General features: G+C 44.5%; 30 protein-coding genes. 19 read left to right on the top strand and 11 right to left on the bottom strand.

What is annotated here, in order from left to right; genetic code table 11:
- Positions 1–78: 78 nt before the first annotated feature.
- The 14 genes from WAE59_RS10595 (at position 79) to WAE59_RS10660 (ending at position 10307) form a co-directional block, all read left to right on the top strand.
- The gene (locus WAE59_RS10595) at positions 79–741 is read left to right on the top strand and encodes a heme exporter protein CcmB (protein ID WP_337855931.1); all 663 of its coding nucleotides are present in this window, start codon (positions 79–81) and stop codon (positions 739–741) included.
- 2 nt (positions 742–743) lie between these two features.
- Positions 744–1034 carry a hypothetical protein gene (locus WAE59_RS10600; RefSeq protein WP_337855932.1) on the top strand — a complete coding sequence of 97 codons (291 nt, stop codon included), beginning with the start codon at positions 744–746 and terminating at the stop codon, positions 1032–1034.
- 17 nt (positions 1035–1051) lie between these two features.
- Positions 1052–1711 carry a cytochrome c biogenesis protein gene (locus WAE59_RS10605; protein WP_337855933.1) on the top strand — a complete coding sequence of 220 codons (660 nt, stop codon included), beginning with the start codon at positions 1052–1054 and terminating at the stop codon, positions 1709–1711.
- A gap of 1 nt (position 1712) precedes the next feature.
- The gene (locus tag WAE59_RS10610) at positions 1713–1931 is read left to right on the top strand and encodes a CcmD family protein (protein WP_337855934.1); all 219 of its coding nucleotides are present in this window, start codon (positions 1713–1715) and stop codon (positions 1929–1931) included.
- 145 nt (positions 1932–2076) lie between these two features.
- The gene (locus WAE59_RS10615; protein WP_337855935.1) at positions 2077–3498 is read left to right on the top strand and encodes a Glu/Leu/Phe/Val family dehydrogenase; all 1422 of its coding nucleotides are present in this window, start codon (positions 2077–2079) and stop codon (positions 3496–3498) included.
- A 74-nt stretch (positions 3499–3572) separates the two neighbouring features.
- Positions 3573–4226: a peptide-methionine (S)-S-oxide reductase MsrA gene (gene msrA, locus WAE59_RS10620; RefSeq protein ID WP_337855936.1), complete on the top strand. Its 654-nt coding sequence runs from the start codon at positions 3573–3575 to the stop codon at positions 4224–4226.
- 117 nt (positions 4227–4343) lie between these two features.
- Positions 4344–4754, top strand: a complete 411-nt coding sequence (locus tag WAE59_RS10625; protein WP_337855937.1) for a cytochrome c maturation protein CcmE domain-containing protein — start codon at positions 4344–4346, stop codon at positions 4752–4754.
- A 5-nt stretch (positions 4755–4759) separates the two neighbouring features.
- Positions 4760–7228 (top strand): cytochrome c biogenesis protein CcsA, encoded by a 2469-nt coding sequence (gene ccsA, locus WAE59_RS10630; protein WP_337855938.1) that lies wholly within the window; start codon positions 4760–4762, stop codon positions 7226–7228.
- Positions 7229–7990, top strand: coding sequence for a Rossmann-like and DUF2520 domain-containing protein (locus WAE59_RS10635; protein WP_337855939.1), 762 nt, complete (start codon positions 7229–7231; stop codon positions 7988–7990).
- Between the two features lie 39 nt (positions 7991–8029).
- Complete coding sequence (locus WAE59_RS10640) at positions 8030–8362, top strand: 2Fe-2S iron-sulfur cluster-binding protein (protein ID WP_337855940.1); 333 nt, start codon at positions 8030–8032, stop codon at positions 8360–8362.
- A gap of 19 nt (positions 8363–8381) precedes the next feature.
- Positions 8382–8627 (top strand): Fe-S cluster assembly protein IscX, encoded by a 246-nt coding sequence (iscX, locus tag WAE59_RS10645; protein WP_337855941.1) that lies wholly within the window; start codon positions 8382–8384, stop codon positions 8625–8627.
- Positions 8628–8632: 5 nt separating this feature from the next.
- Positions 8633–9160, top strand: a complete 528-nt coding sequence (locus tag WAE59_RS10650) for a KdsC family phosphatase (RefSeq protein ID WP_337855942.1) — start codon at positions 8633–8635, stop codon at positions 9158–9160.
- Positions 9161–9250: 90 nt separating this feature from the next.
- Positions 9251–9676 carry a hypothetical protein gene (locus WAE59_RS10655; protein ID WP_337855943.1) on the top strand — a complete coding sequence of 142 codons (426 nt, stop codon included), beginning with the start codon at positions 9251–9253 and terminating at the stop codon, positions 9674–9676.
- Between the two features lie 61 nt (positions 9677–9737).
- On the top strand, positions 9738–10307 hold the full coding sequence (locus WAE59_RS10660; protein WP_337855944.1) for a Maf family protein: 570 nt from the start codon (positions 9738–9740) through the stop codon (positions 10305–10307).
- Here WAE59_RS10660 and WAE59_RS10665 read toward each other — a convergent pair.
- The 8 genes from WAE59_RS10665 to WAE59_RS10700 all read right to left on the bottom strand — a co-directional run bounded on the left by WAE59_RS10665 (position 10293) and on the right by WAE59_RS10700 (position 18244).
- Positions 10293–11204: a Ppx/GppA phosphatase family protein gene (locus WAE59_RS10665; protein WP_337855945.1), complete on the bottom strand. Its 912-nt coding sequence runs from the start codon at positions 11202–11204 to the stop codon at positions 10293–10295. The two genes, WAE59_RS10660 and WAE59_RS10665, sit on opposite strands and share 15 nt — an antisense overlap.
- Before the next feature lie 51 nt (positions 11205–11255).
- Positions 11256–12341 (bottom strand): AI-2E family transporter, encoded by a 1086-nt coding sequence (locus WAE59_RS10670; RefSeq protein ID WP_337855946.1) that lies wholly within the window; start codon positions 12339–12341, stop codon positions 11256–11258.
- A gap of 85 nt (positions 12342–12426) precedes the next feature.
- Complete coding sequence (gene dnaJ / locus WAE59_RS10675) at positions 12427–13593, bottom strand: molecular chaperone DnaJ (protein WP_337855947.1); 1167 nt, start codon at positions 13591–13593, stop codon at positions 12427–12429.
- A gap of 4 nt (positions 13594–13597) precedes the next feature.
- On the bottom strand, positions 13598–14173 hold the full coding sequence (locus tag WAE59_RS10680; protein WP_337856552.1) for a nucleotide exchange factor GrpE: 576 nt from the start codon (positions 14171–14173) through the stop codon (positions 13598–13600).
- Positions 14174–14301: 128 nt separating this feature from the next.
- Positions 14302–14985, bottom strand: a complete 684-nt coding sequence (locus WAE59_RS10685) for a cell division ATP-binding protein FtsE (RefSeq protein WP_337855948.1) — start codon at positions 14983–14985, stop codon at positions 14302–14304.
- A gap of 2 nt (positions 14986–14987) precedes the next feature.
- Positions 14988–15191, bottom strand: a complete 204-nt coding sequence (locus WAE59_RS10690; protein WP_337855949.1) for a fructose-6-phosphate aldolase — start codon at positions 15189–15191, stop codon at positions 14988–14990.
- 48 nt (positions 15192–15239) lie between these two features.
- On the bottom strand, positions 15240–17156 hold the full coding sequence (locus WAE59_RS10695; protein ID WP_337855950.1) for a gliding motility-associated C-terminal domain-containing protein: 1917 nt from the start codon (positions 17154–17156) through the stop codon (positions 15240–15242).
- A gap of 65 nt (positions 17157–17221) precedes the next feature.
- Positions 17222–18244, bottom strand: coding sequence for an acyl-CoA reductase (locus WAE59_RS10700; RefSeq protein WP_337855951.1), 1023 nt, complete (start codon positions 18242–18244; stop codon positions 17222–17224).
- Positions 18245–18321: 77 nt separating this feature from the next.
- On the opposite strand from WAE59_RS10700, the gene WAE59_RS10705 reads away from it, so the two are divergent.
- Positions 18322–18672: a 4Fe-4S dicluster domain-containing protein gene (locus WAE59_RS10705; protein ID WP_337855952.1), complete on the top strand. Its 351-nt coding sequence runs from the start codon at positions 18322–18324 to the stop codon at positions 18670–18672.
- Between the two features lie 61 nt (positions 18673–18733).
- Here WAE59_RS10705 and WAE59_RS10710 read toward each other — a convergent pair whose 3' ends face one another.
- Entirely contained in the window at positions 18734–19189 is a 456-nt protein-coding gene (locus WAE59_RS10710) for a universal stress protein (protein WP_337855953.1), read from the bottom strand.
- A gap of 79 nt (positions 19190–19268) precedes the next feature.
- On the opposite strand from WAE59_RS10710, the gene WAE59_RS10715 reads away from it, so the two are divergent.
- The 4 genes from WAE59_RS10715 (at position 19269) to WAE59_RS10730 (ending at position 24217) form a co-directional block, all read left to right on the top strand.
- Positions 19269–20048 carry a C40 family peptidase gene (locus WAE59_RS10715; RefSeq protein ID WP_337855954.1) on the top strand — a complete coding sequence of 260 codons (780 nt, stop codon included), beginning with the start codon at positions 19269–19271 and terminating at the stop codon, positions 20046–20048.
- Between the two features lie 76 nt (positions 20049–20124).
- Positions 20125–21006, top strand: a complete 882-nt coding sequence (locus WAE59_RS10720; protein WP_337855955.1) for a 6-bladed beta-propeller — start codon at positions 20125–20127, stop codon at positions 21004–21006.
- Complete coding sequence (locus tag WAE59_RS10725; RefSeq protein ID WP_337855956.1) at positions 20985–21386, top strand: hypothetical protein; 402 nt, start codon at positions 20985–20987, stop codon at positions 21384–21386. The genes WAE59_RS10720 and WAE59_RS10725 overlap by 22 nt, the downstream gene beginning before the upstream one ends.
- 17 nt (positions 21387–21403) lie before the next feature.
- Positions 21404–24217 (top strand): TonB-dependent receptor, encoded by a 2814-nt coding sequence (locus WAE59_RS10730; RefSeq protein WP_337855957.1) that lies wholly within the window; start codon positions 21404–21406, stop codon positions 24215–24217.
- 5 nt (positions 24218–24222) lie between these two features.
- Here WAE59_RS10730 and WAE59_RS10735 read toward each other — a convergent pair whose 3' ends face one another.
- Both WAE59_RS10735 and hisIE read right to left on the bottom strand, forming a co-directional pair.
- Positions 24223–25125 (bottom strand): WD40 repeat domain-containing protein, encoded by a 903-nt coding sequence (locus WAE59_RS10735; RefSeq protein WP_337855958.1) that lies wholly within the window; start codon positions 25123–25125, stop codon positions 24223–24225.
- Positions 25122–25715: a bifunctional phosphoribosyl-AMP cyclohydrolase/phosphoribosyl-ATP diphosphatase HisIE gene (hisIE, locus tag WAE59_RS10740; RefSeq protein ID WP_337855959.1), complete on the bottom strand. Its 594-nt coding sequence runs from the start codon at positions 25713–25715 to the stop codon at positions 25122–25124. The genes WAE59_RS10735 and hisIE overlap by 4 nt, the downstream gene beginning before the upstream one ends.
- Positions 25716–25905 lie beyond the last annotated feature (190 nt).

A 25905-nucleotide genomic window follows, 5' to 3' on the forward strand; every position in this document is an offset into this window, starting at 1 on the left:
TACAATATTAGAGATATTTTGAGTTATAAATACCGGCTTTTCTATAAAATATCCGATTTAAATTATATTTGTTGACGTATGCAATTGATCAGGCAGGTAAAATACCTGGTAAAAAAAGAGTTAGTGTTAGAATGGCGTTCAAAATATGCTTTGAATGGCGTATTGCTCTACGTGGTTTCTACTATTTTTGTCTGCTTTCTTTCTTTTGTAGGAATTTCTCAGCCTGTGACCTGGAATGCCTTATTCTGGATCATTATGCTATTTGCCTCCCTAAATGCAGTTTCTAAAAGTTTCCTTCATGAGAGTAAAGGGAGACAAATCTACATCTACACGATTGCAAGCCCGCTGGCCCTCATCATTTCCAAGACCATCTACAATGTACTTTTGATGACAGTCCTCAGCCTGATTGCTCTGGGTTTTTATAGCCTGGTGTTTGATTACATACCCCAGGACCTTCCGCTTTACCTTTTGGCTACGGTATTGGGCAGTCTGAGTTTTTCAACCATTTTTACCATGATCTCTGCGATTGCTTCTAAAGCAGGTAATGGAGGGATGCTGATGGCTATTTTGAGTTTTCCGGTGATCATTCCGGTATTGATCGTATTGATCAAATTAACTAAGAATGCGATTGATGGCCTGGACCGAAGTGTAAGTCTGGATGAAATAGGTCTGCTGCTGGTGATTAATTTGCTGGTGGCAGCCGTAAGTGTATTGTTGTTCCCATATTTGTGGAGAGATTAGCTATGTCAGTGATTACTATTTTTAAAGACACTATTGTCAAAGAAATGATGCCTCCCGGCTTATCGTTACCCGTTCAGGCGCTATGGCATGATGGAGCGGGAAACTGGTATCAGGCCCATGCCTTGATCGACCAGCTGGGCGACCGTCAATCTGCCCATGTACATGCCTACCTGCACCGCAAGGAAGGAGATATCTGGAATGCAGATTACTGGTATGGCAGAGCGGGGCAAAAAAGACCCACTGTATCTTTGGACGAAGAATGGGAACAGTTGGTTGAACTTTATTATCTTTGAGGTTTAAAATAATTTGAATGTATAAGAACTGGTGGAAAATATTGGCGGCGGTATTGGTGATTTACTCAACTGTGTGGGGCTTCTTGTCAACGGTCCCTGCCTTACCGATCCTGCATGAAAGCATCAGGAATCTGTACTTTCACGTGCCTATGTGGTTTGGAATGATTGTTTTGTTCAGCATCTCTGTTTACTACAGCATTAAATATTTGAGCAGCAATGATCCCGACGACGATGTCAAAGCTGTAGAGAGCGTCAATGTCGGTGTGGTGTATGGGATCCTGGGGATTGTTACCGGAGCCATCTGGGCCAGATTTACCTGGGGACAGGCCTGGAGTTTTGACGTAAAGCAGAATTTTGCAGCAATAGCCTTATTGCTCTATTTTGCCTATATCGTTTTGCGCAATGCCATCGACGAAGAACAGAAGCGTGCTAAAATATCTGCCATTTACAACATATTTGCCTTTCCGATCATGGTGGTACTGCTGTTCGTTTTGCCACGTCTTGCAGATTCGCTACATCCCGGAAACGGGGGGAATCCCGGCTTCAACGCTTATGATCTCGACAGCCGGATGCGCATGGTCTTCTATCCTGCATGTCTGGGCTGGATCCTGATCGGCTGCTGGATTTATACCATTCGTTTCAGAGTCCGTAAATTAGAAAATAACAATACCCAATAACATGAAGAAGATTTCGGTTACCCTTTTGATGATGATGATCGCTGTAAAATTGTTTGCCCGGCAGGATGGCAACGCAATTTCAGATAGCCTGTACACATCGGGTAAAATCTACGTTGTTGTTGCCTGTATTGTGCTGATTTTGCTGGGACTGCTTTTCTTTCTATTCTCTATAGAAAAAAGATTAAAAAAGTTAGAAAAAAAATCTTCGGATAAAAACTAATTTTAAACGCTTTAAAGCCCGTTTTTGAGCTTTTGTGCCTGTGGTGTGCGCCATACACTAAGTGATTTTGAATTTGTATTAATCGTTTTTTTTAATGCAATTTTGCAGCACTAACGAATTATTTCAAATTCATAAAAAACGAATAATGGCTAATACAGCAAATGAGACAAAATTTTTTGCAGATGTATGCAGTAATTTTGACAGTGCCGCAAAATTTACCTCCCATCCGGAAGGTTTACTAAATCAGATTAAAGCTTGTAACAGTGTGTACCGTTTTCAATTTCCTATCCGCAGAGGAAACGGTTTTGAAGTGATCGATGCATGGCGTGTAGAGCACTCTCACCACATGAGCCCAACTAAAGGTGGTATCCGTTACAGCGATATGGTAAATGAGGATGAAGTGATGGCTTTGGCTGCACTGATGACTTATAAATGTGCAATTGTAAATGTACCTTTTGGAGGCGCAAAAGGTGGGATATGTATTAATCCTAAAAATTATTCTGTGGCGGAATTGGAGACAATCACCCGTCGCTATACCACTGAATTGATTAAAAAGAATTTTATTGGTCCTGGAATTGACGTTCCTGCTCCGGATTACGGATCAGGTGAACGAGAGATGAGCTGGATTGCAGATACTTATATGACCATGAATCCTGGTCAGCTGGATGCTTTGGGTTGCGTTACCGGAAAACCGATCGCATTACATGGTATTCGTGGCCGTAAGGAAGCAACAGGCCGCGGTGTAGCTTATGCTACAAGAGAATGTGTAAACGTAGCTGAAGATATGGCTAAGCTGGGCTTTAAAGCTGGTTTAGGCGATAAAAGAGTAATCGTCCAGGGTTTAGGTAACGTAGGATATCACTCCGCTAAGTTTCTTGCAGAATTTGGTGCAACAATCGTAGGGCTCTGCGAATTTGAAGGTGCCATTTACAATGCCAATGGATTCAATATTGACGAGGTGTTTGCTCACCGCAAAAACACGGGATCTATTTTAGGTTTCCCTGGCGCAACAGACTTCAAAAATTCTATGGAAGGTTTGGAGCAGCCTTGTGATATCCTGGTTCCTGCCGCACTGGAGAATCAGATTACAGCAGATAACATCAGAAATATCAAAGCAAAGATCATTGCCGAAGGCGCAAATGGCCCTTGTACTCCGGAAGCTGAAGCGATCTTTACAGAAATGGGTGGTATCATCATTCCCGATATGTATTGCAATGCGGGTGGGGTTACTGTTTCCTATTTCGAATGGTTGAAAAATCTGTCACACGTAGCCTTTGGCCGTATGGAAAACCGCTATGCAGAAAACTCTAATGCCAACCTGATCAATACACTGGAAAGCCTGACCGGTAAACAAATTCCACCAGAGCACCGTCTGATGATTGTTAAAGGTGCCTCGGAGATGGAACTGGTCAATTCAGGTCTGGAAGATACCATGATCCACTCTTATCATGAGATCAGGGAAAATCTGGTGACTAAACCAGGTGTAGAGACCTTGAGAACGGCAGCATTTGTAGGTTCAATTGATAAGATCGCAATTTCTTACATGAACCTTGGCGTTTGGCCATAATTTTTGAATACATTCTAATTTTATATAGGAAGCTGCCCATGGATTTGGGCAGCTTTTTTTGTATATTCAAAGCTATGAGATGGACTGCTTTGTTTTTCCTGAGTATTATCCTCGCCTCCTGTAATGGCGGTCAAAAATTGGAAAGCCGGAATGGTTTTGCGGTGATTAGGGCAGCGAAGCCGGATGAAGCAGTAGCCACATATGCCGGTGGCTGTTTTTGGGCCATGCAAGAATGTATGATAGAGCTTAAGGGAGTCCATAATGTGATCAGCGGTTATGCTGGCGGAAGCAAAGCCAATCCAACTTACGAAGAAGTACTTGCTAAAAATACCGGACATGCAGAAGCTGTGCAGGTTTACTATGACCCAAAACAAATTAGCTATGAGCAATTGAGCAGGGCATTCTTTGCTTCGCATGACCCTACGCAGTTCAACAGACAAGGTCCTGATATCGGTTCGGACTACCGCTCTATTGCCTTCTATCGTAATGAAAAAGAGCGCAGGATTCTCCATCAGCTGGTAGAACAGCTGCTTGTTAAGAATGATTTTACAAAGTCAATTGCTACTGAAATCATTCCTTTCAAAGTAATCTATCCGGCAGAAACGGAACATCAGGATTACTATCCAAAAAATACCTGGGACAGTTACATTATGAACGTTTCCAAACCTAAGGTGTTGAAATTGAGAAAGGAAATGCCTGAGTTTATCAAACCCGAATACCTCCGTTAGGGGCCTGGGACTCATGGTCAATAAACTGTCATCATAGTACATTAGCCGATTTCAAAGGCTTACAGGTACTTATATTTTTTATCTTTGTGGGGTTCCTTTTTAATTTTAAGTTCCATTATGAGAAAAAGTGCAATTATCGGTTTAATTACAATAGCCTTGTGTGTGGGATTCTTAGTGAGTCTGAGCGCCGATACCAATAGCTATTCTACGTTTACTGAAGCTGCTAAAAATCCACGCGAGTTTCACGTGATGGGCTATTGGGAAAAGGCAAAAGGTATGTATTATGACGCGCAAAAAGATGCCAACCACTTTTCATTTTTTATGAAAGATCAGGATGGCGTGCTGAGCAAGGTGGTCTACAACGGCACCAAACCCCAGGATTTTGAGCGCTCAGAGAAACTGGTATTAATAGGCGAAATGAAAGAAGGCACTTTCTATGCATCAAAGATCCTGATGAAGTGTCCATCCAAATACAACAATGACCTTGTAGAAGTGAAGCAGGACGGCACAGTGAAAAAATACAAATAATCTTAATGGACATACAATTTATTGGAGAGCACCTCCTTCCGGGTAAAATCGGCCAATTTTTTATTGTTTTAGCGTTTGGGGCATCATTATTATCCAGCATTTCTTATTTCTTCGCTACGCGCAACAAAGATACTTCAGATCAGTCCTGGACAAAATTAGGTCGTATTTCTTTTCTGATCAACTGGGCCAGTGTCATTGGTATCGGTGCAACGCTTTTTTACCTGATCCTGAACCACAATAACGAATATTACTACGTCTATTCACACTCATCCAAAGAACTTCCTGTTTATTACATCGTTTCTGCTTTTTGGGAAGGGCAGGAGGGAAGTTTCTGGCTATGGGCATTCTGGCAGTCGCTGCTTGGAGGTATATTGATCTGGAAGGCCAAAACCTGGGAAAATGGGGTGATGACGGTTGTTGCCTTTTCACAAGCGTTCCTGACTTCCATGTTGTTGGGGGTAGAGCTGTTTGGCGAACGGATTGGTAGTTCACCTTTTATATTACTGCGCGAGGCCCTCAACCTGAAAGAGATGGCACCAGTGGTATTTGCTGATCCTGAAAATTTTAGAAATTACCTGCGCTTCATTACCGATGGGCGCGGATTGAATCCATTATTGCAGAATTACTGGATGGTCATTCATCCGCCTACGCTGTTTCTCGGTTTTGCCAGCATGATTGTGCCTTTTGCATATGGCATTGCCGGTCTTTGGCAAAAGAAATATAAGGACTGGGTAAAGCCTGCGCTTCCATGGGTACTATTTGCTGTAATGATTTTGGGTACAGGTATCATTATGGGTTCATTCTGGGCTTATGAGGCCTTGAACTTTGGTGGATTCTGGGCCTGGGATCCGGTGGAGAATGCATCGATCATTCCATGGCTGACCTTAGTTGCGGGGCTCCACGTCATGATTGCCTTTAAAAATACAGGGCACGCTTTTTTTACGGCCATCATGCTTGTTTTTTTAAGCTTCATTCTTGTACTGTATGCTTCATTTCTAACCCGTAGTGGTATTCTTGGGGAAACCTCCGTACATGCTTTTACGGATTTAGGTATGTTTGGTCATCTGATCGCTTACAACGTAGTTTTCCTGGTATTACCCATAGTTTTGTTGGTCATTAGATGGAAGGAATTACCCATTACGAATAAAGATGAAGAAACCTATTCGAGGGAGTTTTGGATGTTCATTGGTGCTTTAGTGATCACCATTGCCTGCATCCAGATCATCTTTTCTACTTCAGTTCCCGTTTTTAACGCTGCATTCGGAACCAATTTTGCACCTCCATTAGATGCAATCAAGCACTACAATAAGGTTCAGGCGCCATTTGCCATTTTAGTAACCATTATCTCAGGCTTTACACAGTACATGAAGTATAAGCGTACAGATCTGCGCAAATTTTATAGCAGCCTGATTGCTTCTGTTTTATTTGCATTGCTGATCACTGCCGGGTTTGTTTATGTTACTGAGGTTTATAACAACCTGATGTACATTTTACTGACCTTCAGTTGTGTTTTTGCCGTCCTCTGTAACGCGAGGATCATTGGCCTGGCTTTCGGTGGCAAGCGTAAACTGGTGGGCGCAGCAGTTGCGCATATCGGCTTTGCAGTGCTGCTGCTTGGTGCCCTGGTTGCTGCTGCTACAAATAAACCAATATCTATCAATACCTCTAACTTTATACCTGTTAAGGATTTTGAGAAAGCAGACAAGCCGGGTGAGAACATTGTACTTTACAAGAATGAACCTAAAAAAATGGGCCGCTATACCGTCACTTACATCAGTGATACAACCGTTGCACCTAACACCTTCTTTAAACTGAATTTCAAAGTCATTGACGAAACAGGTAAGGTAAAAGAAGATTTCGAGCTGAATCCGCACATTCAATCCAATGAGAAAATGGGGCTCATTGCCTCTCCGGATACCAAACACTATTTAACCTACGATATTTATACCCACATTACCAGTGCACCTGCAAAGGAAGAACAGGACCATGCCGATCATGAGGGACATTCGGAAGAGGAGAATTATAAGGCGCCGCGTATCGTTAATGTAAGTGTGGGTGATACTTTGCATACGAGTAGCGGGGTACTTACCGTAAAGGCAATAAATCCTAAACCAGCAGCCAAAGACCTGGTGCTGGCGAAAGGTGATCTTGCAGTCGGACTCCCTGTAGAAATAGAAGTTAGCGGAAAAATTTACAAGGCAGAACCCATTTTCCTGATCAAAGGAAATAACATTTTTGATTTTGCACGCAATATCGATGAGTTAGGTTTGAGGCTTAGGTTTACCAAGGTACTGCCTGATCAGGGGAAAATGGAATTACAGGTCTATGAAAAACCTCAGCAGGCTAAGGACTGGGTCGTATTCAAATCCATTGAGTTTCCTTATATCAACCTGTATTGGTTGGGAACCATTGTGATGGTGATCGGATTTTTGATTTCCATATTCAGAAGGCAAAAAGAAATCAAGACTGTTTAAATGAAGATTGTTTGCATAGGTTCTGGAAATGTGGCCACACATATGGCACAGGCTTTCAATGCCAGGGGCATAAATGTCGTGCAGGTATTTAGTAGAGATCTAAGTCACGCGGAATTACTGGCACAGAAAACAGCTGCCCAGGCTATAGCTGACCTCAGCTTGATTAGAAGAGATGCAGACCTCTATGTCATTGCTGTTAAAGATGATGCAATAACAGAAATTGTCCAGTCTCTGGAAGATGTTGCTGGTCTTGTGCTCCATACCTCTGGTGCCACAGATATCCAGGTATTGAAGAACTGTAAACGGTACGGAGTGCTTTACCCCTTGCAAACCTTCTCGAAATCCAGGGCCATTGACTTTTCGAATGTTCCACTTTTTATAGAGGCCGGAAACCAGGCCGTATTTTCGGATTTGAAATCAATAGCAGATCAATTGAGTCATCGGGTGTACGAGGCAGATAGCGAAAAGCGAAGGGTTTTGCATCTTGCTGCGGTATTTGCCTGCAATTTTGTAAATCAGCTTTACACCCTGAGCGCCGATTTAGTGGAACACCATGGCCTTGAATTTGAAATGTTAAGGCCTTTGATCCTGGAAACAGCATTAAAGGTACAGTCGGCAGAACCTGTAAATGTGCAAACAGGGCCAGCTGTCAGGGGAGATCAGCAAACCATGATGAATCACCTGGACTTGCTGACATTGACGCCGGAGTTGCAGGGAATTTATGAGACATTAAGTAATAGCATTAAAAAAACGCATTCATAGCATGATTGCCAATTTTGCTGCTTATTTTTGGAGATAATTATGAGTATTTTTAAGTTAAAGATAAATTTTGAAGAGCAAGGGAAAGAGTCGATTGAACTTCCTATAGTTGGAGGAGAGTCGGTATTAGATGCTTGCATGGATCACGGAATAGAATTACAGCACAATTGCGGTGGGGTATGCGGATGCAGTACCTGCCATGTGTATGTACTCAAAGGAATGGATAATATCCAGGAGATTTCAGATAAAGAGGAAGATTTCATTGACAGGGCAGTTAGTCCGAAAATTACTTCCAGACTAGGATGTCAGTGTGTAGTAATCGATGGGGATATCGAGGTGACCATTCCCGACCAATCTGAGTTTTTAGGCCATTAATAATCAATTAAACGACAGCATGATACAAGATAAATTTGCATTGCCAATTCACTGGAATGATCACGAAGACATTGCCCAGGAACTTTATGAGAAATTTGGCGATGATTTTAATGAGGCGAAAATCTATCGCATCAGATTTACCGAATTGGTAGAATGGGTACTGAGTTTGCCTAATTTTAAGGGAACCAGAGAAGAAAGTAACGAAGGTCACCTCGAGCAAATCCAGTCTGCCTGGGTTTACGAATGGAGAGATAACCAGGATTAAGTACAATGTTCCTGCAGAAACTTAAAGAAATCACCACGCTCATCTTTGACGTGGATGGTGTATTGACCAATGGAGACATCATTGCGTCTGATAGCGGCGAGTTTCTGCGGACTTTTAATATCAAAGATGGCTACGCACTGCAACTTGCAGTAAAGCGCGGATACCTGATCTGTATCATCTCAGGTGGAAAAGGTATAGCCATGCAAAAGCGTTTTGAGGGCTTGGGAATCCAGGAAATTCACCTTGGCGTAGGAGATAAAGTCGCTGTTTTCAATTCCTTACTCGCTAAACATCAGATTTCCGCTGAGCAGGTGCTCTATATGGGGGATGACATTCCGGATCTCAAAGTCATGCAGTTGGTTGGCCTGCCTACCTGTCCTGCTGATGCGGTACCTGAAATCAAAGCCCTGTCTCAGTACATATCGCCCTACACTGGTGGTAAAACAGCGGTACGTGACATTATCGAAAAAGTACTCAGGGTACAACATCAATGGTTCGATGAAGCCCCTTCTGCGGTGGATTCAGGTAAATAATCTATTTACTGCAACAGGTTTGTTACCTTTCGCGGTTTAAACCTCTCTAGCTGTTTGGCCTCTAATCCATACAAAACAGCAAAAAGAATTATGAAAAAATTATTGATTATCTGCGGATTGTTATTCAGTGTAGTAACGTTTGCACAGGCACAAGAAGGACAAGGTCAAAGGCAAGGTGGTCGTGGAATGGGAACTCCTGAAGAGCGGGCAAAAAGACAGACCGAGCAGTTAGCTGAGAAATTGAAATTGTCTGACGATCAAAAAGCCAAGGTATCTGCAATTTATCTTGAACAAGGTACAAGCATGGCGAAACTTCGTGAAGAAGCCAAAGGCGACCGTGCTGCAATGACGGCTGCTATGGCCAAAGCAAATGAAGCTACGGATACTAAAGTGACTGCTTTGTTAAACGATGATCAGAAAAAAGCTTTTGCTACCTGGAAAGAAGAGCGTAAAGAGCTAATGAAAAAAAGAATGGAAGGTAGAGGTCAGGGCGGACCAGGTGCGCCAAAACCATAACCAATACAAACCATTTTAAATAATAGGAGCGGCTATGGGCCGCTTTTATTATTTTTGCAGGATGTATAAACAAAAACTTCCCATTTTATTGGCTTCTAAATCCCCCCGCAGACATGAACTCATGAAATTGATGGGGCTCGACTTTAAAGTCGTATTAAAGGATGTCGATGAAAGCTATCCGGAGCAATTACTTCCTGCCGAAGTAGCGGTCTACATTGCGGAAAAAAAAGCTGCTGCCTTTTCCCAGGAGCGTCAGGATCACATCGTGATCACTGCAGATACGATAGTTGCCTATAAAAATGAAATCCTGGGCAAACCGGAAGACGCTACCCATGCAATTGAAATGCTCAGTAAGTTATCGGGCACCAACCACCAGGTATATACGGGTGTGAGCCTTTCCTTAGGGGAAAAGGTTCATTCATTCTTTGATGTCACAGAAGTCTTTTTCAATGCAATAACTACCGAAGAAATCGGGCATTACGTAAACAACTACAACCCATTTGATAAGGCAGGTGCTTACGGAATCCAGGATTGGATCGGATTCATTGCAGTGGAGAAAATCATAGGTTCCTATACCAACGTGATGGGACTTCCTACGGAAAAGCTCTATAAAGCCTTATCTACGTTTTAAGCACTGCAAGACACCCATTTTCAGGTCGTAGGTAGATAAGCTCAATTCCCTGATGCCACAGTTTTTGATCACATAATCCGTCAGTATTGCGGCAATTACGATCATGTCGACCCTAAGCTTGATCAGGTCGGGAATCTGCTCCCGCTCCTCATGGGTGGACGCAATCAATTGTTCAGAAAGAATTCGGTACTCATCGATGGGGATTTCCACACTTTTCATTTCCTTTACATTTTGTCCCTTAAGGATTAAACCTGCAAAGGTTTCGAATGCCCCTGCGGAACCAATAAGGTGTGTGGGTTTATAAATCGAACAAGCCGTCTTTAGTTCATCTATGCTTTCGTTGAGGTGATTGATGATGGCCTTTTTATCTTCGTTATTTAAAGGATCAGAATGAAAAAATGCCTGCATCAATCGGGCTGCTCCAATATCGTAACTCTTTTTCCATATAGACATGTGCTGGTTGCATAAGATGAATTCCGTGCTGCCCCCGCCGATGTCCATAATCAGTGAACTGCCTTTGATCGCTCCGCTGGCACACACGCCCTCGTAAATGTATTCGGCTTCCTGATCTCCATTGATGACAGTAATGTCAATTCCAGCTTCTTCCTTGGCCGAGCTCACGAAGTCAGCCCCATTACGGGCAGAGCGTACGGCTGAAGTGGCAATGGCCCTGATTACCGAAATCTCATGCTTGTCAATCTCTTGCCTGAATTTTTTAAGCGTATTGATCCCCCGCTCGAAAGCCTCTGGTATAATGATGTTTTCATTGATGGAACTTTGTCCCAACCGCACAGGCTCGTTGGTCTTATAAATGATGTTCAGTTTTTTTTCAGGTGAGATTTCCGCGATAATGAGGTGGAACGTATTCGTACCCAAGTCAATGACAGCTACTTTCATATTGGTTTGGTTGGTGACGCAAATCTATTAAAATATAGGTGTTATTTTATATTAACTGAACAGTCCCTTTATTTTATCTATGACTCCCGTTTTTTTGATGCTTTTCTTCTCAGGACCAATAAGAAATCCGTAGGCTTGAAGCTCCGGTACATGGTCACAAATAATCTTTACTATGCCCAGAAGTGGGATTGCCAGGATCATTCCCGCAATTCCCCATACCATTTCTCCAAGGACGATGACCAGGATGGTAAAGAGGGGATTGATGTTGACTTGCTCCCCCACGATCAATGGTTCCAATATATAGGTCTGAATGAATTGGACCAGCATATACGTGACCAGCACGCCAATGAGCATTTTACTATCGCCACCTTGTGCAAGAACAGCCAGAACAGTAATGGAAGTCCCGGTCAGGTTGCCTACAAAAGGAATGATTTCCAGGATGCCACATAACACGGCAAAGAATATGGCACTCTCCACACCGACAAGGCTAAAGCCAATTCCGTACATGACCCACAATACTGCAATCATGGCTGCCAGTCCGCTTAAATATTGTTGGGCAACTTTTCCTGCTTTATGTACCACATGGTCCGCTTCAGTTTTTTCACCTCCAGGCACTAGTTTCAGGATGAATTTTTTGATGTGTGAGCGGTAGAGCAGGAATAGGAACATGTATACGAGCACCAATACCGTATTGACCAGGATCCCCATTATTCCACCTGCAAAGCTCGCCAGCATGCTTCCCGCACCCCCACCAGCGCCCTTGCTTTGTTCTTCAACTATTTTCTTCTGCTGAACGGCACTGATACCTACCTGTTCCTTCAGCCAGTTTTGAAGGTTGCTCAGCAGAGAGGTCAGCCTTTCTTTCATGGCATCCAGATTTTCGGCAAGTCCGCTGAGTTGCCAGGACAGCAGGAAGACAATCAGGCCTATGGCCGAAACAAAAAGAAGAATGCAGATCAGCGAGGCCAGGCCTCTTTTGATCCGGTGTTGTTCGAGCCAGTTGCAAAGCCTGATGAACAGCATAGAAAATACAGCTGCCAGGGCTACAGGGATCAGAAATTCGGCTGAAAAATACAAGCCCGCAAAGCTGAGAAAAAAGAAGAGCAGAACGTAAATGCTGCGTTGTAGTTTGTCCATATTTCCCTAACAACATCCGTTTCTCAATTTTGTTGCATAAAAAAAGCCACCCATAGGGCAGCTTTTAATAAAAATTAATTATTATTTATTCGAAATACTCTTTCATCTTCTCGAAGAAGCTTTTGTCATTTTTACCAGGTTGAGGTTTGAAGTTTGGGGAATCCCTCAATTTCTCCAGGATGTTCCGCTCTTCAGAACTCAGCGCTTTAGGTGTCCAGATGTTCACGTGGATGATCTCGTCACCTCTGTGGTAAGAGTTCACTTCCGGAATACCTTTACCTTTCAGGCGCAGTAATTTTCCGCTCTGCGTACCTGGTTCGATCTTGATCTTCGCCTTACCATCTATAGTAGGTACTTCTACGCTGTAGCCCAATGCTGCATCCACAATAGAAACATGTAAGTCGTAAACTACGTTATTGCCTTCACGTTTTAAGGTCTCATGAGGGACTTCCTCAATCAGGATGATCAGGTCGCCCGGAATGCCACCATTAGGGGCTGCATTACCTTTTCCGCTCATGCTCAGCTGCATACCATCGCTCACACCAGCAGGGATGTTGATGGTGATGGTTTCTTCACCGCGTACAATACCTTCACCGTGGCAGGAGTTACATTTCGCAGTGATCTGCTGTCCGCTTCCATTACAGGTAGGGCAGGTAGAGGTCGTCTGCATCTGACCCAGGATGGTATTGGTTACCCTGCGTACTGCTCCGCTGCCACCACAAGTCTTACAGGTGCTGACCGAAGAACGGTCTTTTGCTCCTGAGCCATCGCAGGTTTTGCAGGTAATCTGCTTATTTACTTTTATTTTTTTCTCTGTACCGTTGGCGATCTCTTCAAGTGTCAATTTTACCTTGATGCGCAGATTGGTTCCTTTAGCTACCCTGCGGCCGCCGCGTGACTGTTGCCCGCCGCCGCCAAAGAAGCTTTCGAAGGGACTACCACCGCCGCCGCCGAAGATGTCGCCGAACTGACTAAAGATATCATCCATGTTCATGCCGCCACCGCCATATCCACCACCGGATGCACCGCCTACACCAGCATGTCCGTAATGGTCATACCGCTGCTTCTTTTCCGGATTGCTCAATATTTCATAAGCTTCGGCTGCTTCCTTAAAATTATCTTCAGCCTGTTTATCCCCTGGATTTTTATCCGGGTGATATTTGATGGCCATTTTACGGTAAGCCTTTTTTATCTCTTCGGCAGATGCGCTTTTGGTGACACCAAGTACATCATAATAATCTCTCTTGCTCATAATCTTAACTGCCCACTACAACTTTGGCAAAACGGATCACTTTATCATTTAAAGTGTAACCTTTTTCCAGTTCATCTATTACTTTTCCTTTTAAATCTTCGTTCGGTGCAGGTATTTTTGTGATGGCCTCATGGTTGTCAGTATCAAAAACAGTGTTGATACTTTCCATCTCTTTCAGACCTTTCTGGGCCAGTAAATTTTTCAGTTTATGGTGCACCAGTGCAATTCCTTCACGGATCGGATTAATGTCCGTTGCATTTTCCATAGCCTTATTTGCCCGGTCAAAATCATCCAACACAGCCAGCAGGGAAACAATCACATCTTTACCTGCAGTTTGTAAAAGCTCTACACGTTCCTTTTGTGTGCGACGTTTATAATTGTCAAACTCAGCAAACAAGCGCAGGTATTTATCGTTCAATGCTGCATTTTCCTCTTTTAATTTTTCTTCAGCTGAAAGCTCTACGCTTTCAGTCTCAGTCGCTGCAGTCTCATCAGCAGGGATCTCAGTATTTAACTGCTCTTCAGTGTTATTTTCCACAATCGGTTCTTCGTTAATGTCTTTTTTCTTCTTGCTAAACATGGTATAGTAGAATTTTGGTGGTAAACTCAAAAGTTTTGCCAATAGAATATATCGGTCATGCTGTCAGTTTTATGTGTAGTCAACTGACCAGAATGACTGAAAAGGAATGTTTTGTCAGATTTTTTACTTTATACAATTTGGGCATCCTCATGTACGATACCGCCTTCACATTTGATGATCCTGGAAGGGAAAGTACGGATGATGTGGTAATCGTGCGTGGCCATCAGCACTGCCGTTCCGCCCTGACTGATCTGTTTCAGTAAGAGTACGATCTCTTCGGAAGTGTCCGGGTCAAGGTTACCGGTTGGTTCATCCGCAAGGATGATTTCCGGATTGTTCAATAAAGCCCTTGCAATCACTACGCGTTGCTGCTCACCACCCGAAAGCTCATGAGGCATCTTCCTGATTTTAGAACGCAGACCTACTTTTTCCAATACATCTTTAATGCGTTCATCGATCAGTGCTTTATCGCTCCAGCCTGTTGCTTTCAACACAAATTCCAGGTTTTTCTCCACCGTCCGGTCTGTCAGCAACTGGAAATCCTGGAACACGATGCCCAGTTTTCTGCGCAGGAAAGGCACATCTTTGATCGCCAGGTTTTTCAGGTCAAATCCAGCCACAAGGCCATTTCCATTGCCAATATGAAGGTCTCCATAAATGATCTTAAGCAAGCTGCTTTTACCAGAGCCTGTCTGGCCGATTAAAAACACAAATTCACCCTTATCCACATTCAGGTTCACATTGGACAATACCAGGTGTTTCTGTTGAAATACATCTACACTGCTTAAATTTATAACTGCGTTTCCTGTCATCTTTAAATATCTATTTTACCGATCTGCCCAAAAGGCAGTTCCCTTATGTAATCCATAATCAGAGGCAGCTTTTCCCCAAGCCCAAGTTTATCCAGTGATTTATCGGGCCGGTCTACCCGGAAGTAGGCCAGAAGTGTAAACTTCTCGTCCCTCAGCTGTACATAATCCGGGATTTTGGCAATGCCTTTTACTTTAATAACATACATCAGGTCAAAAATAGTATTTCAAATTGAGAAATGTACCATGTGATTCATTTATCTGAGGATGGTGACTGAGCCTGTTTGTGGTTTCAGGTCTTCTGCCAGTCGGATCACATAGTAGTAGACACCTACCGGCAAGTCTTTACCCCCCTGTTTGCCGTCCCAGTCCTGGTCATAGCCAGTGCTTTCAAAAACGAGTTCGCCGGAACGGTTCATCACCCGCACAATAGGTTGCTCATAGCTCTCAATGGCGCCGATCTTCCAGGTGTCGTTCAGTCCATCGCTATTGGGACTGAATACATTTGGGATTTTTACCGTTTGGTACACCCGCACAAATACCTGGTCAGTCACTACACCACATACAGAAGAAACACTGAGGGTATAGGTCATGTCTTTTTTTGGCGAGGCGACAGGATTCAAAATCCCCGGATTGCTCAAGCCCTCTGCCGGCGACCAGCTCAATACCGTGCCATCCCCACCGGAAGTCCCGTTCAATACTACACTTTCCCCCTCCAGGATCTTTTTATCGCTTCCCGCATTTGCAGTAGGCTTTCGAAGTACCACCACATTTACCTGTGCTGTCGTCTCACAGGATCCATTGGAGACGCGTACCGTATATAAGGTGGTACGGGTCGGACGCGCAATGGGATTCGGAATATCCGTTGCAGACAAACCCGTAGCCGGCGACCAACTATAGGTCGGCCCTCCGCTGGCCTGCAGGACTATTGAAGCGCCTTCACAGATGGGCATGATGGGCACTATTGCCGCTGTTGTCGGCTCCACGATACTTACTATTACCGATGTCGTAGCGCTACAGCCGGCTGCGTTCCAAAGGGTGACCGAATAGGTACCGGCCATCACTGTTGTTGCGCTGGAGATGCGGGGCGACTGCTCATTAGAACTGAAGCCATTGGGGCCCGTCCATTCATACCTGAGCGCAGCACTTACGTTTAAATTGATTGGGAAACCACGGCATATGCTCAATGGGCCATTGCCGATTGCCTGTGGAGGCGCATTCACGCGAATGGTAAAAGGGGAGCTTGCCGTTCTGCAGCGGGTGTTGATGTTGCCATTTTCAGCTACCAGCAATCGATACTGGTACAAACCCTCTTGCGCATTGTCGAAATCGACCCCCAGGTGCTGCGTACGTTCTCCGGGCAAGTCTTCCCAGGCGCCATCATCACGTTTTTTCTGCCACATGAATTCCGGACTGTTGTACACACCCGGACTCACGATGGCAGAGAAGTCGTAGTGTTCGGAATCGCCGATACAAATGTCTTCCATTTGTTTGGCTTCGCCGTTGATGGTGGCTGTTACATCCGGGCCGCATGCCCTGAAGGTGATGTCGTCCAGCACAACGTCATTTCCACCCGCGCCGGAGGCATTCCTTACGTTATTGATCATCCTGATCTTCACCCGGCTCACTGTCGTTGTACTAAACAGGAAGCCATATTGTTTCCAGCTGGGATTTTCATCGGGGATGTCCCCTGTATTGTAACTTTGCAGTTCCTGGTTGTTTTCGTCCAGGATGACGAAGGTGATGTTAGGTTTCAGTCCGGAGTAACGCAGCATATTGGCCACCCATGCTGCAAATTCATAAGTGGTATTCTGGCAGAGCTCAATGGCGACGTCAGATTCGTAGAATACGCCCGGATTGGGATCCGAATTGACCACCATCATATAGCCATTAGGGTCGTCAGGTGTGTGGTTGAATAGCGTATACCAACCGTTGTTCAAACCAGCGGTACTTTTTGCAAGGGTATAAGAACCGTCACTTACATTTCCTGTCGTGTAGTTGTAACCTGTGGCGTTTCCCAGGCTGGGCCCACGCGAAGCAGATCCCCTTCCGAAATCAATATTGATGATTGGGTCCCCGAGCGCGCCCTTACAGGTCTGGGAAATGGCTCTGCCCGACAGTAAAGTAAATACAGCCAGAAACAAGAAAAAGAGGTAATCAATCGCAGACTTCATTCCAACCTATTAGCAGTTGAATATAGCCATTAAATGCGGGATCAACTAATCTCCCTCCGGTTTCCCTATCTTAATCCGTTCAAAAACTCAATCGTATTTACTTTGTCTGCATAGTCCCAGAGCTTAGGCTGCTGACTCGCTCCTAAAGCCAGTACCGGACTATCCAATTTCAAATCTGCAATACTGACCACACATTGGATCTGCGCTTCCATGGCAGCCAGTTCTTCTTTCAAGGCATCCAGGTCCTGATAGCGCTCATAATAAAGGACCGCAAGGGGGGAAGACAGACCTGCATCCTCTTTCAGCAATAAAAATCCATTGTCGTAATGTGCGGCGCTGTTCACCAGGTAAATTGATTTGTTGTAGTCGTAATTGTTGTTGTATTTAAAGTGGTTGATGATCTCTTTATACACTTCCAGTGGTTCAAAGAAATGCCTGATCTCATAGTCCTCAGGGATATAAATTTTGGAAACATTTCTGCAGCCCAGCCCGAAGTAATCAAAAATATCATGGCCCAATGCACTGATCTCCTCCACACTTTCCTTTCCTGTTAGCACTGCAACGCTGTTCCTGTTCCTGCGGATGATGTTTGGAACCTTGCCGAAGTAGTAGTCGAAATACCTCGAAGTATTGTTGCTGCCTGTAGCAATTACCGCATCAAAATCTTTCAATCGCTCTACATATACAATATGCTCGGCCAGCAGGGGCTCAATCGCAATGAGCCTGGCCAGCAGGGCAGGCAGCAGTTTATCATCCGAAGAGGAAAGTTTGATTAATGCAATATTTCCGGTAGCCAGAACTGAAAGTACATCATGAAAGCCCACCATGGGAATGTTTCCGGCAAGGATCAATCCCACCTTTTTAGGGTTTTCGCTTACGCGGATGTCTGCAAACCATTGCTGTAAATCTGCCTCAGCCAACATGCTTTGCAGGGAGTATAGCGCTTTTTCTACTTCTTCCGGTGTGAACCAGGCGTTGCGGCCCTGTGCCGAAAGCATCAGGTTTTTGAAGTCCTCATCTGGACTGGCCATAAAGTCTCCAAGTTTTCTGAATGCAATAATTAGTTTTTCGGCGGTAAGCATTGGCATAATTTCAACAATTTTAAAGTTTAAGTGTTATATTTGCGTTACAAAGGTAATCTTAGCAAATAGATTTAGACGAAGACATGGCGATTAAAATAACAGATGAATGCATTAACTGTGGAGCATGTGAGCCTGAATGCCCTAATAATGCAATTTATGACGCAGGCACCGCCTGGAGATTTTCTGATGGTACCAATTTACATGGGATCATCGATTTCGGTGACAAACAGATAGATTCTGAGGCTTCTATGGAGGCTGTTTCAGACGAAGTATATTATATAGTATCGGATAAGTGTACGGAGTGTAAGGGTTTCCACGATGAGCCTCAATGTGCTGCCGTTTGTCCGGTAGACTGCTGCGTGGACGACGAAGACATCCGCGAAACAGAAGAAGAATTACTGGCTAAAAAAGCCTGGTTACACCAGGAAAACTAGTACTTTTCAACCTTATACAGAAAAGGACGTCTGCACCAGACGTCCTTTTTTTTATTTATAATCAATCTTTATCTTCATATTTATTGGGCACGATCAAAACCGGACAAGCCGATTTTCTCGCCACATGCTCGGCCACACTGCCCATCAGGAAATGATAAAGGCCCGTACGGCCATAAGTGCCAATCACAATCAAGTCAGAGCCATATTCATCAGACTGCTGGATGATCCCATGTGCAGCACTGTCGATCACGCTCAGGTAAGTGGTCGGGATTCCATTGCCATATTTAGATTCGATCTCTTTCAGCAGCAAGTGGCTGTTCTCTTCACTGTTGTCGTAAGTATCTAAAAATACCGGGGCCAGCGTAAGGTCCGGATTTACATTTGCCGGAACAGGCTCTATGATATTGACCAATGCCACTTCAGCACCGAAAGTTCTGGCCACTTCATAGCCTACTTTAGCTGCTTTTTCCGAACAGGTACTATTGTCTACCGCGATCAGGATTTTCTTGAGGTTCATCTGCTTATAGATTAAGGTTTGTACATAAAAATAACAATTTAAGTACATAAAAGTTTATTTTTATGCGTTCATTTAAACTATGGAAGCACAATACGCCATCTGCAAAGTTCCCGTTGCCCCTTTGAGGGCAGAGCCATCTGACAAGGCCGAAATCAGTACCCAATTGCTTTTCGGCGAGCCGATTGAAGTCCTCCAAAAAACGGAGAAGTGGTGGCAGGTCCGCAATGCCGGCGACGGGTATGAAGGATGGGTAGATTTCAAACAGCTGGCGCCGGTCAACCATGAAGTTTACCTCCGGGCACAGCAGGATCTTTACCTGGTGCCTGCGGGCTACGGTACCACTGTAACGGATCAGAATGGCCATCCGTATCTGCTTTCCCCGGGTACTCCGCTTCCCTTTTACAAAGACGGCTTTTGCCAGATCGGGGAAGAAATGTTCAAAGTCAATTTCGAACCGCTGCAGGTTTCCGCAACAATGCAGAAGGACATCATCGGGATGGCTCAGTTTTTTCAGAATACGGCTTATCTCTGGGGCGGAAAAAACCTTTTTGGTATGGATTGTTCGGGCTTCACGCAGATTGTCTTTAAGCTCAATGGGATCTCTTTAAAGCGGGATGCCTGGCAGCAGGCTGAGCAAGGCGAAACTGTGGATTTTCTGCAGGAAGTACAGCCCGGTGATGTGGCTTTTTTCGACAATGAGGAAGGCCGGATCACCCATGTAGGCATCATGCTGAACAGTACGGAGATCATCCATGCCTCTGGAAAAGTTCGCATAGACAAGCTCGACAGCCAGGGTATTTACAATGCTGATTTGGGAAAGTACACACACAAATTGAGAATTATTAAGCGCTATACTTAATTACTTCCTCTAGATTCATAGAATTTAGGTGATCATATCAAATTCTTTCTTATCTTTAAACAAACGTTTTAGCCAAATGATCAAACCTATAATGCTCTTCTGGGCTGCCCTGCTCAGTACAACTATGCTCCATGCACAAAAAATTATCCCTGTAGACAGTTCCAAAATCGATACGCTGCGGATAGACCCCAGCCATGCTATTGGTGGGAATGCCTCAGACGTTTTCGAAGAGCTCAACTATATTCCATTAGAAAGTACCAGAGAAAGCACTTTTGGGAGAATCGACCAGCTGGAGGTCACAGATGACTATTTTGTGATCAGGGACGAAACGACCAACTGCATTTTGTTCTTTAAAAAGAACGGTAAATTTCATGCGAAGATAGATGGAGGTAGTTATCAGCTGAATGACGGGAAAAGGTTACAGGCCTTTCATTTGAACAAATGGACCCGGCAATTGGTGGTGAAGCGAAATGGACCTGGTGGTTATCTTTACTATGATTTCAATGCGAAACTGCTTTCTGAAGTTCCAATAAAAGGCAAAGGATTGTACTACTGGAACGACTATCGTTTTGTTGGAAAAGATGCAATTCTGGATATAGAGGATTACAGCAATGACCAGCCCAAAGACAGTACAAAAATCAATTATCTCGTCCAGTACGGCAAAGGATTGATGGAACAGGTTTCTGCAGAAGGAATACCCTACAACACAGTCGGATTAAAGACTAATAGCGATATTTACAGTGCAAATACGGCTGGTCTGCTGCCCCATGCAGGAAAAGATGATACCTTCTTGCTCGTGACTGCTCCGGACTATCTCATGTATGAAGTCTCTCCTCAGGTGGTCAAATTAAGGTATCGCTTTATTTTCCAATGCAGCAGAGCCTGCCAGCCGATTATCTCTATGGTAAGGAGTTTGCCGACCGTCATATTAAGTATGTGCAGGAGCACAAAAAGTTGATCTACGCCATCGGGAGTTACTTTGAACTGGGAAATAACCTGATATTTAAAACCCATACTTCTGATGTAGCAAATAAAGACGAAAATCTAATTTACAACCTGAAGTCCGGCACACTGATTTCTTACGAAAGGATTAGCCCAGATGACAGTAATTATTTCCTGCCCCTGTGGGAAGGACTGGATTTTGCCAATAATAGTTTCTTCACCAGTGATGGAAAGTATGTCTACAGTGATTTTTCTTCTTTGGACATGTTCAAAGCTCTGGAAGAGCATAAAGACAAAAACATCAAGTATCCTCCGCATTTGCAGGAGTATTTTACAAAAGGCTCCAGAAAAGATAATCCTGTAATTATCCAAGTCAAACCAAAACAAGTTTTATAAGCTAACCGCGCTCCATTTTGACCAGATATTTTCAGCTGCTCCTGCTTTTTACAGCATTTCTATTTTTTTCCGAGCGCAGCAATGCACAAAAAAAAGATTCTATCCATGTAGGCATTGTCACTGGCCTCGTAAGAGATTCTGTACACAATTACGTCATGCAGTCGGCTACGGTGTCCATCTACCGCGCTGCGGACGATCACCTGATCAATTTCCAGCTGACCAATAATTTTGGACGGTTCAGCGTGACGGAACTGCCAATAGCCATGAAGCTAAAAGCAGTGGTCACTTATGTAGGATATAAGCCCTATACTCACGAATTTATCATTTCAGCAGAATCTAAAAAGGTCGACTTCAAGACTTTTAATGTGCTGCGGGCCGACAATCAACTGAAAGAGGTCGCTATTGTAGGCAGGCCTCCTATGCAGATGAATGGCGATACACTGGAGGTGTTTGTGGATGCCCTGGGACTGGACACCAATATTGCCGTGGCAGAAGACGCCCTTCGTAAGGTAAAGGCCATTACTTTATGGGCAGATGGGAAAATCACCGTAAATGGAAAGCAGGTTTCCAGCTTAAAAGTCAATGGCAAGGAGTTCTTTGGGGGCGATTCTAAAGTCGCACTCCAAAATATCAGTGTCACTGCCATCGAAAAAATCCAGGTGTATCAGGAAGAAAAAAAGACTGATGAAGCCCCCCCGGCAACCATGAACATCGTGCTTAAAAAAGACAAACAATCTGGCTTCTTCGGCAAAATAGGAGGGGGATATGGGACCGACGACCGTTATGCTACTGATGGAATGCTAAGCAAATTCAGTACTAAAACCCAGCTCAGCGTCGTTGGTAGTTCCAATAATGTCAACAAAACGGCCAGCGACATCAATACCCTTATGAATTACAGCTCTTTCAAGGGGGAAGGTATCGATCAGAACTACCAGCCGGATTTCAGACGGCAGGGCCTCAATGTTTTTCATTCGGCTGGACTTACGCTGCAACACGATTTTCTAGGCCTCACTACACCGCAGAATAATAGGAATAAAATCCTGAAGGCTGATTACATGCCCGTGGACACCAGGCAAGAGACGATTGAGAATTTGTCTACCCTTGTTTCGCTCACTGGAGATCAACAGTTGTTGAGAGATAATAAAGGCACATCCAAAAATGACGGCATCAGCCATCGTTCTACAGGAAGCTTCGATTATAAAAGTGAAAACACGGATTTCAGGGCCGATTATAGCCTCCGAAGCAACAGCACTCAGGGGTTGAATACACAGAATCAGCACAGCATCAATACAACGACGCAGGAAGAAAGCCGGAACCAGGCGGAACAACGTTTCGATAACCTGCAAAACGCAAGAAACCTGAAGGCTACTTATGCCAGCCACTGGATGTATGATAAATCAAAGAAAAAATCTTTAAGCTTCAACATCGATTATGACTTCAATGAAGAAAACGGTCACAACAACAGTTGGCGGACTACAGATTTCCGCTCTGTCACCAATCCGCAGAGCGATCAGTATTTCAATCGGGAATACCTGAGTGACTATAATAGGGTTACCCACAGCTCCAGGTTCAGTACGTCAAACCTCCTAGCTTTGTGGATGGAAAACCCTCGGTCCAGGCTTGAGTTCAGAAATTCGCTAAGTTGGCATCAGGCTAAAGGCAGCGACCTGGTTACCGACCTGAATGACGCCAATGGCCAAAACGTGGTCAATTCCTTTTTGAGTAATAACAATACTTACCGAACCATGGATGCGCGTCCCGGCCTAAGCCTAAGCCGCAATTTTTCGAAGAATCTGGACAATCGTTACCGAAAAAACCTCCGGTTGAATGCAACGGTGGAAACCCGCTACTTCAATCAGAGCAATCGTTCCGATAAAGCCTTTCAGCGGATCGACCGGTCTTACAATAATATTTTACCCTCGGCCAGCATCAGGTACGATTATGAGCAGTCAGGCGTCTATATCAGTAGTTACAGTATCAGCTATTTCACATCCAACGGATTCCCCGGGCTGGGGCAGATTGCTCCTTTGGTAGATAGCTCCAATGTATATTTTCTAAATCTTGGTAATCCTAACCTCAAATCTACCTACAGCCATGAACTTGGCTTCAATTTCAGTCGTTCCGGTGTTGGTACAAATACTTTTAACTGGCGAATGGGGTTGAAACTAAAGAATATCCGCAATTACATTGCAGATAGCAACAATTACGACGCACTGGGCAGAAATGTGCACTACTATGTGAACGCATTTGGTCACCGGGAGCTGGATTTCAACCATCATCTGGACAAAGCTTTCAAGCTTAAAAACCATCAGATTCAGCTGCAGCTGATGAATTTCTTCAATTACTCACGTAACCCGCTATTCATCAATGGTGAAGCTTTTCTCTCTTCTAATGTATACAGTACGCACTCCCTTTCTTTGAATTACAGCATGAAAGATGCTTTGAGGCTGAGTATGACCCAGGGTCTTTACACTTATAGCAGCAGTCGTAAAAATGCAGAGGATTTCAACAACAGAAATTGGAGCACTAATTTTGCAGCAGGAGTCAATCTTCCCAGGAAAATCTATGTCAGCAGCAACATCACCTATAATAAGAGTATATCCTCTTTTGCAGAACCTGTTAATTTTACCATCTGGAATGCCAATGTGGGCTGTCGGTTCATGAAGGGCAACAACGCGGAACTGAAATTCTCGGCTCTAGACTTGCTGAGACAAAACAAAAGCGTGATCAATTACTCAGGCGACAACAGTACCAGCACCGGAACTGTCAATGTATTGCAGCAGTATTTCATGCTTACGCTGGCCTATTTCCCAAGGAAGTTTGGAAAGTAGAAAGCTCAGGCTTCAAAGCCCCAGACCATTACTTGCCTGTCGTCACCAGTAGAGATCAGATACCTGCCGTCAGGGCTCCAAAGTAATTTATTAACCGAATGCCGGTGCCCTTCAGTCTGCTTCTCCAGACTCAAGATTTTATACAGTTTATAATCTGACGCGCCCCAGAGCTTGATGCTTTTGTCCTGGCTGCAGGTGGCAAAATAAGGCTCAGTAGGGTGGAAGGCCACAGCATATACGCTAAACATATGTGCCGGTATATTGTTGACCAATTCATAATCCGGCAAGCCCCAGATCTTCAGCTGCGCATCCCTGCTTCCTGAGATGAGTCGGCTTCCTTCAGGACTGTACTGCAGCGCCGTGACTGCAAATTTATGCCCTTCTAAAACGCGCAGCAGGCCATAGTCGTCGGAATTGTAAATGCGGATCAGGCCATCTTTACAGCCCAGCGCCACTTCCTTTTCATCCTTGCTGATGGCAATCACCCGCACCGTATTTTCCAGCACCGGGAAATGATACAGTAAAGAGAAATCCTTTAAAGACCAGACCGCTACCTGACCATCCTCACCAGTGCTCAGCAGCTCTTCTTTATGGGCAATGGTCTTCAGGTCGAAGACCCCTTTCTGATGGAAGGCGAGCTGGGCAATCACCCGCTGTTCTGAAAGATCAAACACCAGGATCACACCACTGCGCTGGGCGATGATGAGCCGTTCGCCATAGATGTGCATCGCATACACCGAGCTCTGAACCGGTACCAAAACCTTCACGAAGGCCATGGTATCCAGCGACCATTCCACTACACCCTTATCGTTTCCCGCACTATAAAACAAACCCGTTTGGGTCGAATTGGCCAGGGCATAAACCGGGTTCTGGTGTCCGCTCAGTGTATGTAAATGCGTTAATTTCATGATTTGCTGTGTCTGCCTTCCAGGTTAAGGCCAATGTCCGCAAGGGTTTTCCCTTTTTCCCTCAGCAATACCAATAAGTGGAAGATCAGGTCAGAACTCTCGTTCACAAAGTCTACATCCGTTTCAGCCAATGCCGCGATCACCGTTTCTACCCCTTCTTCACCCACTTTCTGTGCGATCTTATTCAGTCCTTTCTGGCGAAGCTTGTTCACATAAGAGGCCTCCGAAGGGTTCGCATAGCGTTCTTCTATGATCTGCTCCAACTGGAAGATGAAGTTTTGGTTGTAATTGGTGTTAAAACAGCTGCGAGAGCCGGTATGACAGGTAGGACCCACCGGACTTGCCTTGATCAGGATGGTATCCTTATCGCAGTCGATGTGCGTTTCTTTCACGTATAGAAAATTTCCGCTTTCCTCACCTTTAGTCCAGAGCCGGTTCTTGGAGCGCGAAAAGAAAGTTACCTTTCCTTCAGCCTGTGTTTTGGTCCAGGCTTCTTCATTCATGTAGCCCAGCATCAAAACCTCAAGGCTCTGTACATCCTGTATAATGACAGGGACCAGGCCCTGTGTTTTTTCAAAATCTATGTTCATTTTAATTCTTTAATCTAATCGCCCACTATTCACTTGTTATGTGTACTCATCCGTCTTGTTCCTTTCCCGTCATTGCGAGGTACGAAGCAATCTCCGCATAAGATTGCTTCGTACCTCGCAATGACGACCTAACCTTCGCAATGACGACCATCCCTTTGCGATGACTACCATCCCTTTGCAATGACGGCTA

The sequence above is a fragment of the Pedobacter sp. GR22-6 genome, from assembly GCF_037402555.1.
GTDB lineage: Bacteria > Bacteroidota > Bacteroidia > Sphingobacteriales > Sphingobacteriaceae > Pedobacter.

Bases quoted from the DNA above. Each gene is read 5' to 3' on its own strand.
- WAE59_RS10690 (WP_337855949.1), bottom strand. From the start codon at position 15,191: ATGTATGTTATTAAAGTAAAAGGCATTGCCAAAATCCCGGATTATGTA.
- msrA (WP_337855936.1), top strand. From the start codon at position 3,573: ATGAGATGGACTGCTTTGTTTTTCCTGAGTATTATCCTCGCCTCCTGT.
- iscX (WP_337855941.1), top strand. From the start codon at position 8,382: ATGATACAAGATAAATTTGCATTGCCAATTCACTGGAATGATCACGAA.
- WAE59_RS10660 (WP_337855944.1), top strand. From the start codon at position 9,738: ATGTATAAACAAAAACTTCCCATTTTATTGGCTTCTAAATCCCCCCGC.
- WAE59_RS10695 (WP_337855950.1), bottom strand. From the start codon at position 17,156: ATGAAGTCTGCGATTGATTACCTCTTTTTCTTGTTTCTGGCTGTATTT.
- WAE59_RS10610 (WP_337855934.1), top strand. From the start codon at position 1,713: ATGAAGAAGATTTCGGTTACCCTTTTGATGATGATGATCGCTGTAAAA.
- WAE59_RS10635 (WP_337855939.1), top strand. From the start codon at position 7,229: ATGAAGATTGTTTGCATAGGTTCTGGAAATGTGGCCACACATATGGCA.
- WAE59_RS10615 (WP_337855935.1), top strand. From the start codon at position 2,077: ATGGCTAATACAGCAAATGAGACAAAATTTTTTGCAGATGTATGCAGT.
- WAE59_RS10625 (WP_337855937.1), top strand. From the start codon at position 4,344: ATGAGAAAAAGTGCAATTATCGGTTTAATTACAATAGCCTTGTGTGTG.
- WAE59_RS10670 (WP_337855946.1), bottom strand. From the start codon at position 12,341: ATGGACAAACTACAACGCAGCATTTACGTTCTGCTCTTCTTTTTTCTC.
- WAE59_RS10700 (WP_337855951.1), bottom strand. From the start codon at position 18,244: ATGCCAATGCTTACCGCCGAAAAACTAATTATTGCATTCAGAAAACTT.
- WAE59_RS10720 (WP_337855955.1), top strand. From the start codon at position 20,125: ATGATCAAACCTATAATGCTCTTCTGGGCTGCCCTGCTCAGTACAACT.
- hisIE (WP_337855959.1), bottom strand. From the start codon at position 25,715: ATGAACATAGATTTTGAAAAAACACAGGGCCTGGTCCCTGTCATTATA.
- WAE59_RS10655 (WP_337855943.1), top strand. From the start codon at position 9,251: ATGAAAAAATTATTGATTATCTGCGGATTGTTATTCAGTGTAGTAACG.
- WAE59_RS10685 (WP_337855948.1), bottom strand. From the start codon at position 14,985: ATGACAGGAAACGCAGTTATAAATTTAAGCAGTGTAGATGTATTTCAA.
- WAE59_RS10650 (WP_337855942.1), top strand. From the start codon at position 8,633: ATGTTCCTGCAGAAACTTAAAGAAATCACCACGCTCATCTTTGACGTG.
- WAE59_RS10600 (WP_337855932.1), top strand. From the start codon at position 744: ATGTCAGTGATTACTATTTTTAAAGACACTATTGTCAAAGAAATGATG.
- ccsA (WP_337855938.1), top strand. From the start codon at position 4,760: ATGGACATACAATTTATTGGAGAGCACCTCCTTCCGGGTAAAATCGGC.
- WAE59_RS10705 (WP_337855952.1), top strand. From the start codon at position 18,322: ATGGCGATTAAAATAACAGATGAATGCATTAACTGTGGAGCATGTGAG.
- WAE59_RS10680 (WP_337856552.1), bottom strand. From the start codon at position 14,173: ATGTTTAGCAAGAAGAAAAAAGACATTAACGAAGAACCGATTGTGGAA.
- dnaJ (WP_337855947.1), bottom strand. From the start codon at position 13,593: ATGAGCAAGAGAGATTATTATGATGTACTTGGTGTCACCAAAAGCGCA.
- WAE59_RS10605 (WP_337855933.1), top strand. From the start codon at position 1,052: ATGTATAAGAACTGGTGGAAAATATTGGCGGCGGTATTGGTGATTTAC.
- WAE59_RS10595 (WP_337855931.1), top strand. From the start codon at position 79: ATGCAATTGATCAGGCAGGTAAAATACCTGGTAAAAAAAGAGTTAGTG.
- WAE59_RS10715 (WP_337855954.1), top strand. From the start codon at position 19,269: ATGGAAGCACAATACGCCATCTGCAAAGTTCCCGTTGCCCCTTTGAGG.
- WAE59_RS10735 (WP_337855958.1), bottom strand. From the start codon at position 25,125: ATGAAATTAACGCATTTACATACACTGAGCGGACACCAGAACCCGGTT.
- WAE59_RS10665 (WP_337855945.1), bottom strand. From the start codon at position 11,204: ATGAAAGTAGCTGTCATTGACTTGGGTACGAATACGTTCCACCTCATT.
- WAE59_RS10710 (WP_337855953.1), bottom strand. From the start codon at position 19,189: ATGAACCTCAAGAAAATCCTGATCGCGGTAGACAATAGTACCTGTTCG.
- WAE59_RS10640 (WP_337855940.1), top strand. From the start codon at position 8,030: ATGAGTATTTTTAAGTTAAAGATAAATTTTGAAGAGCAAGGGAAAGAG.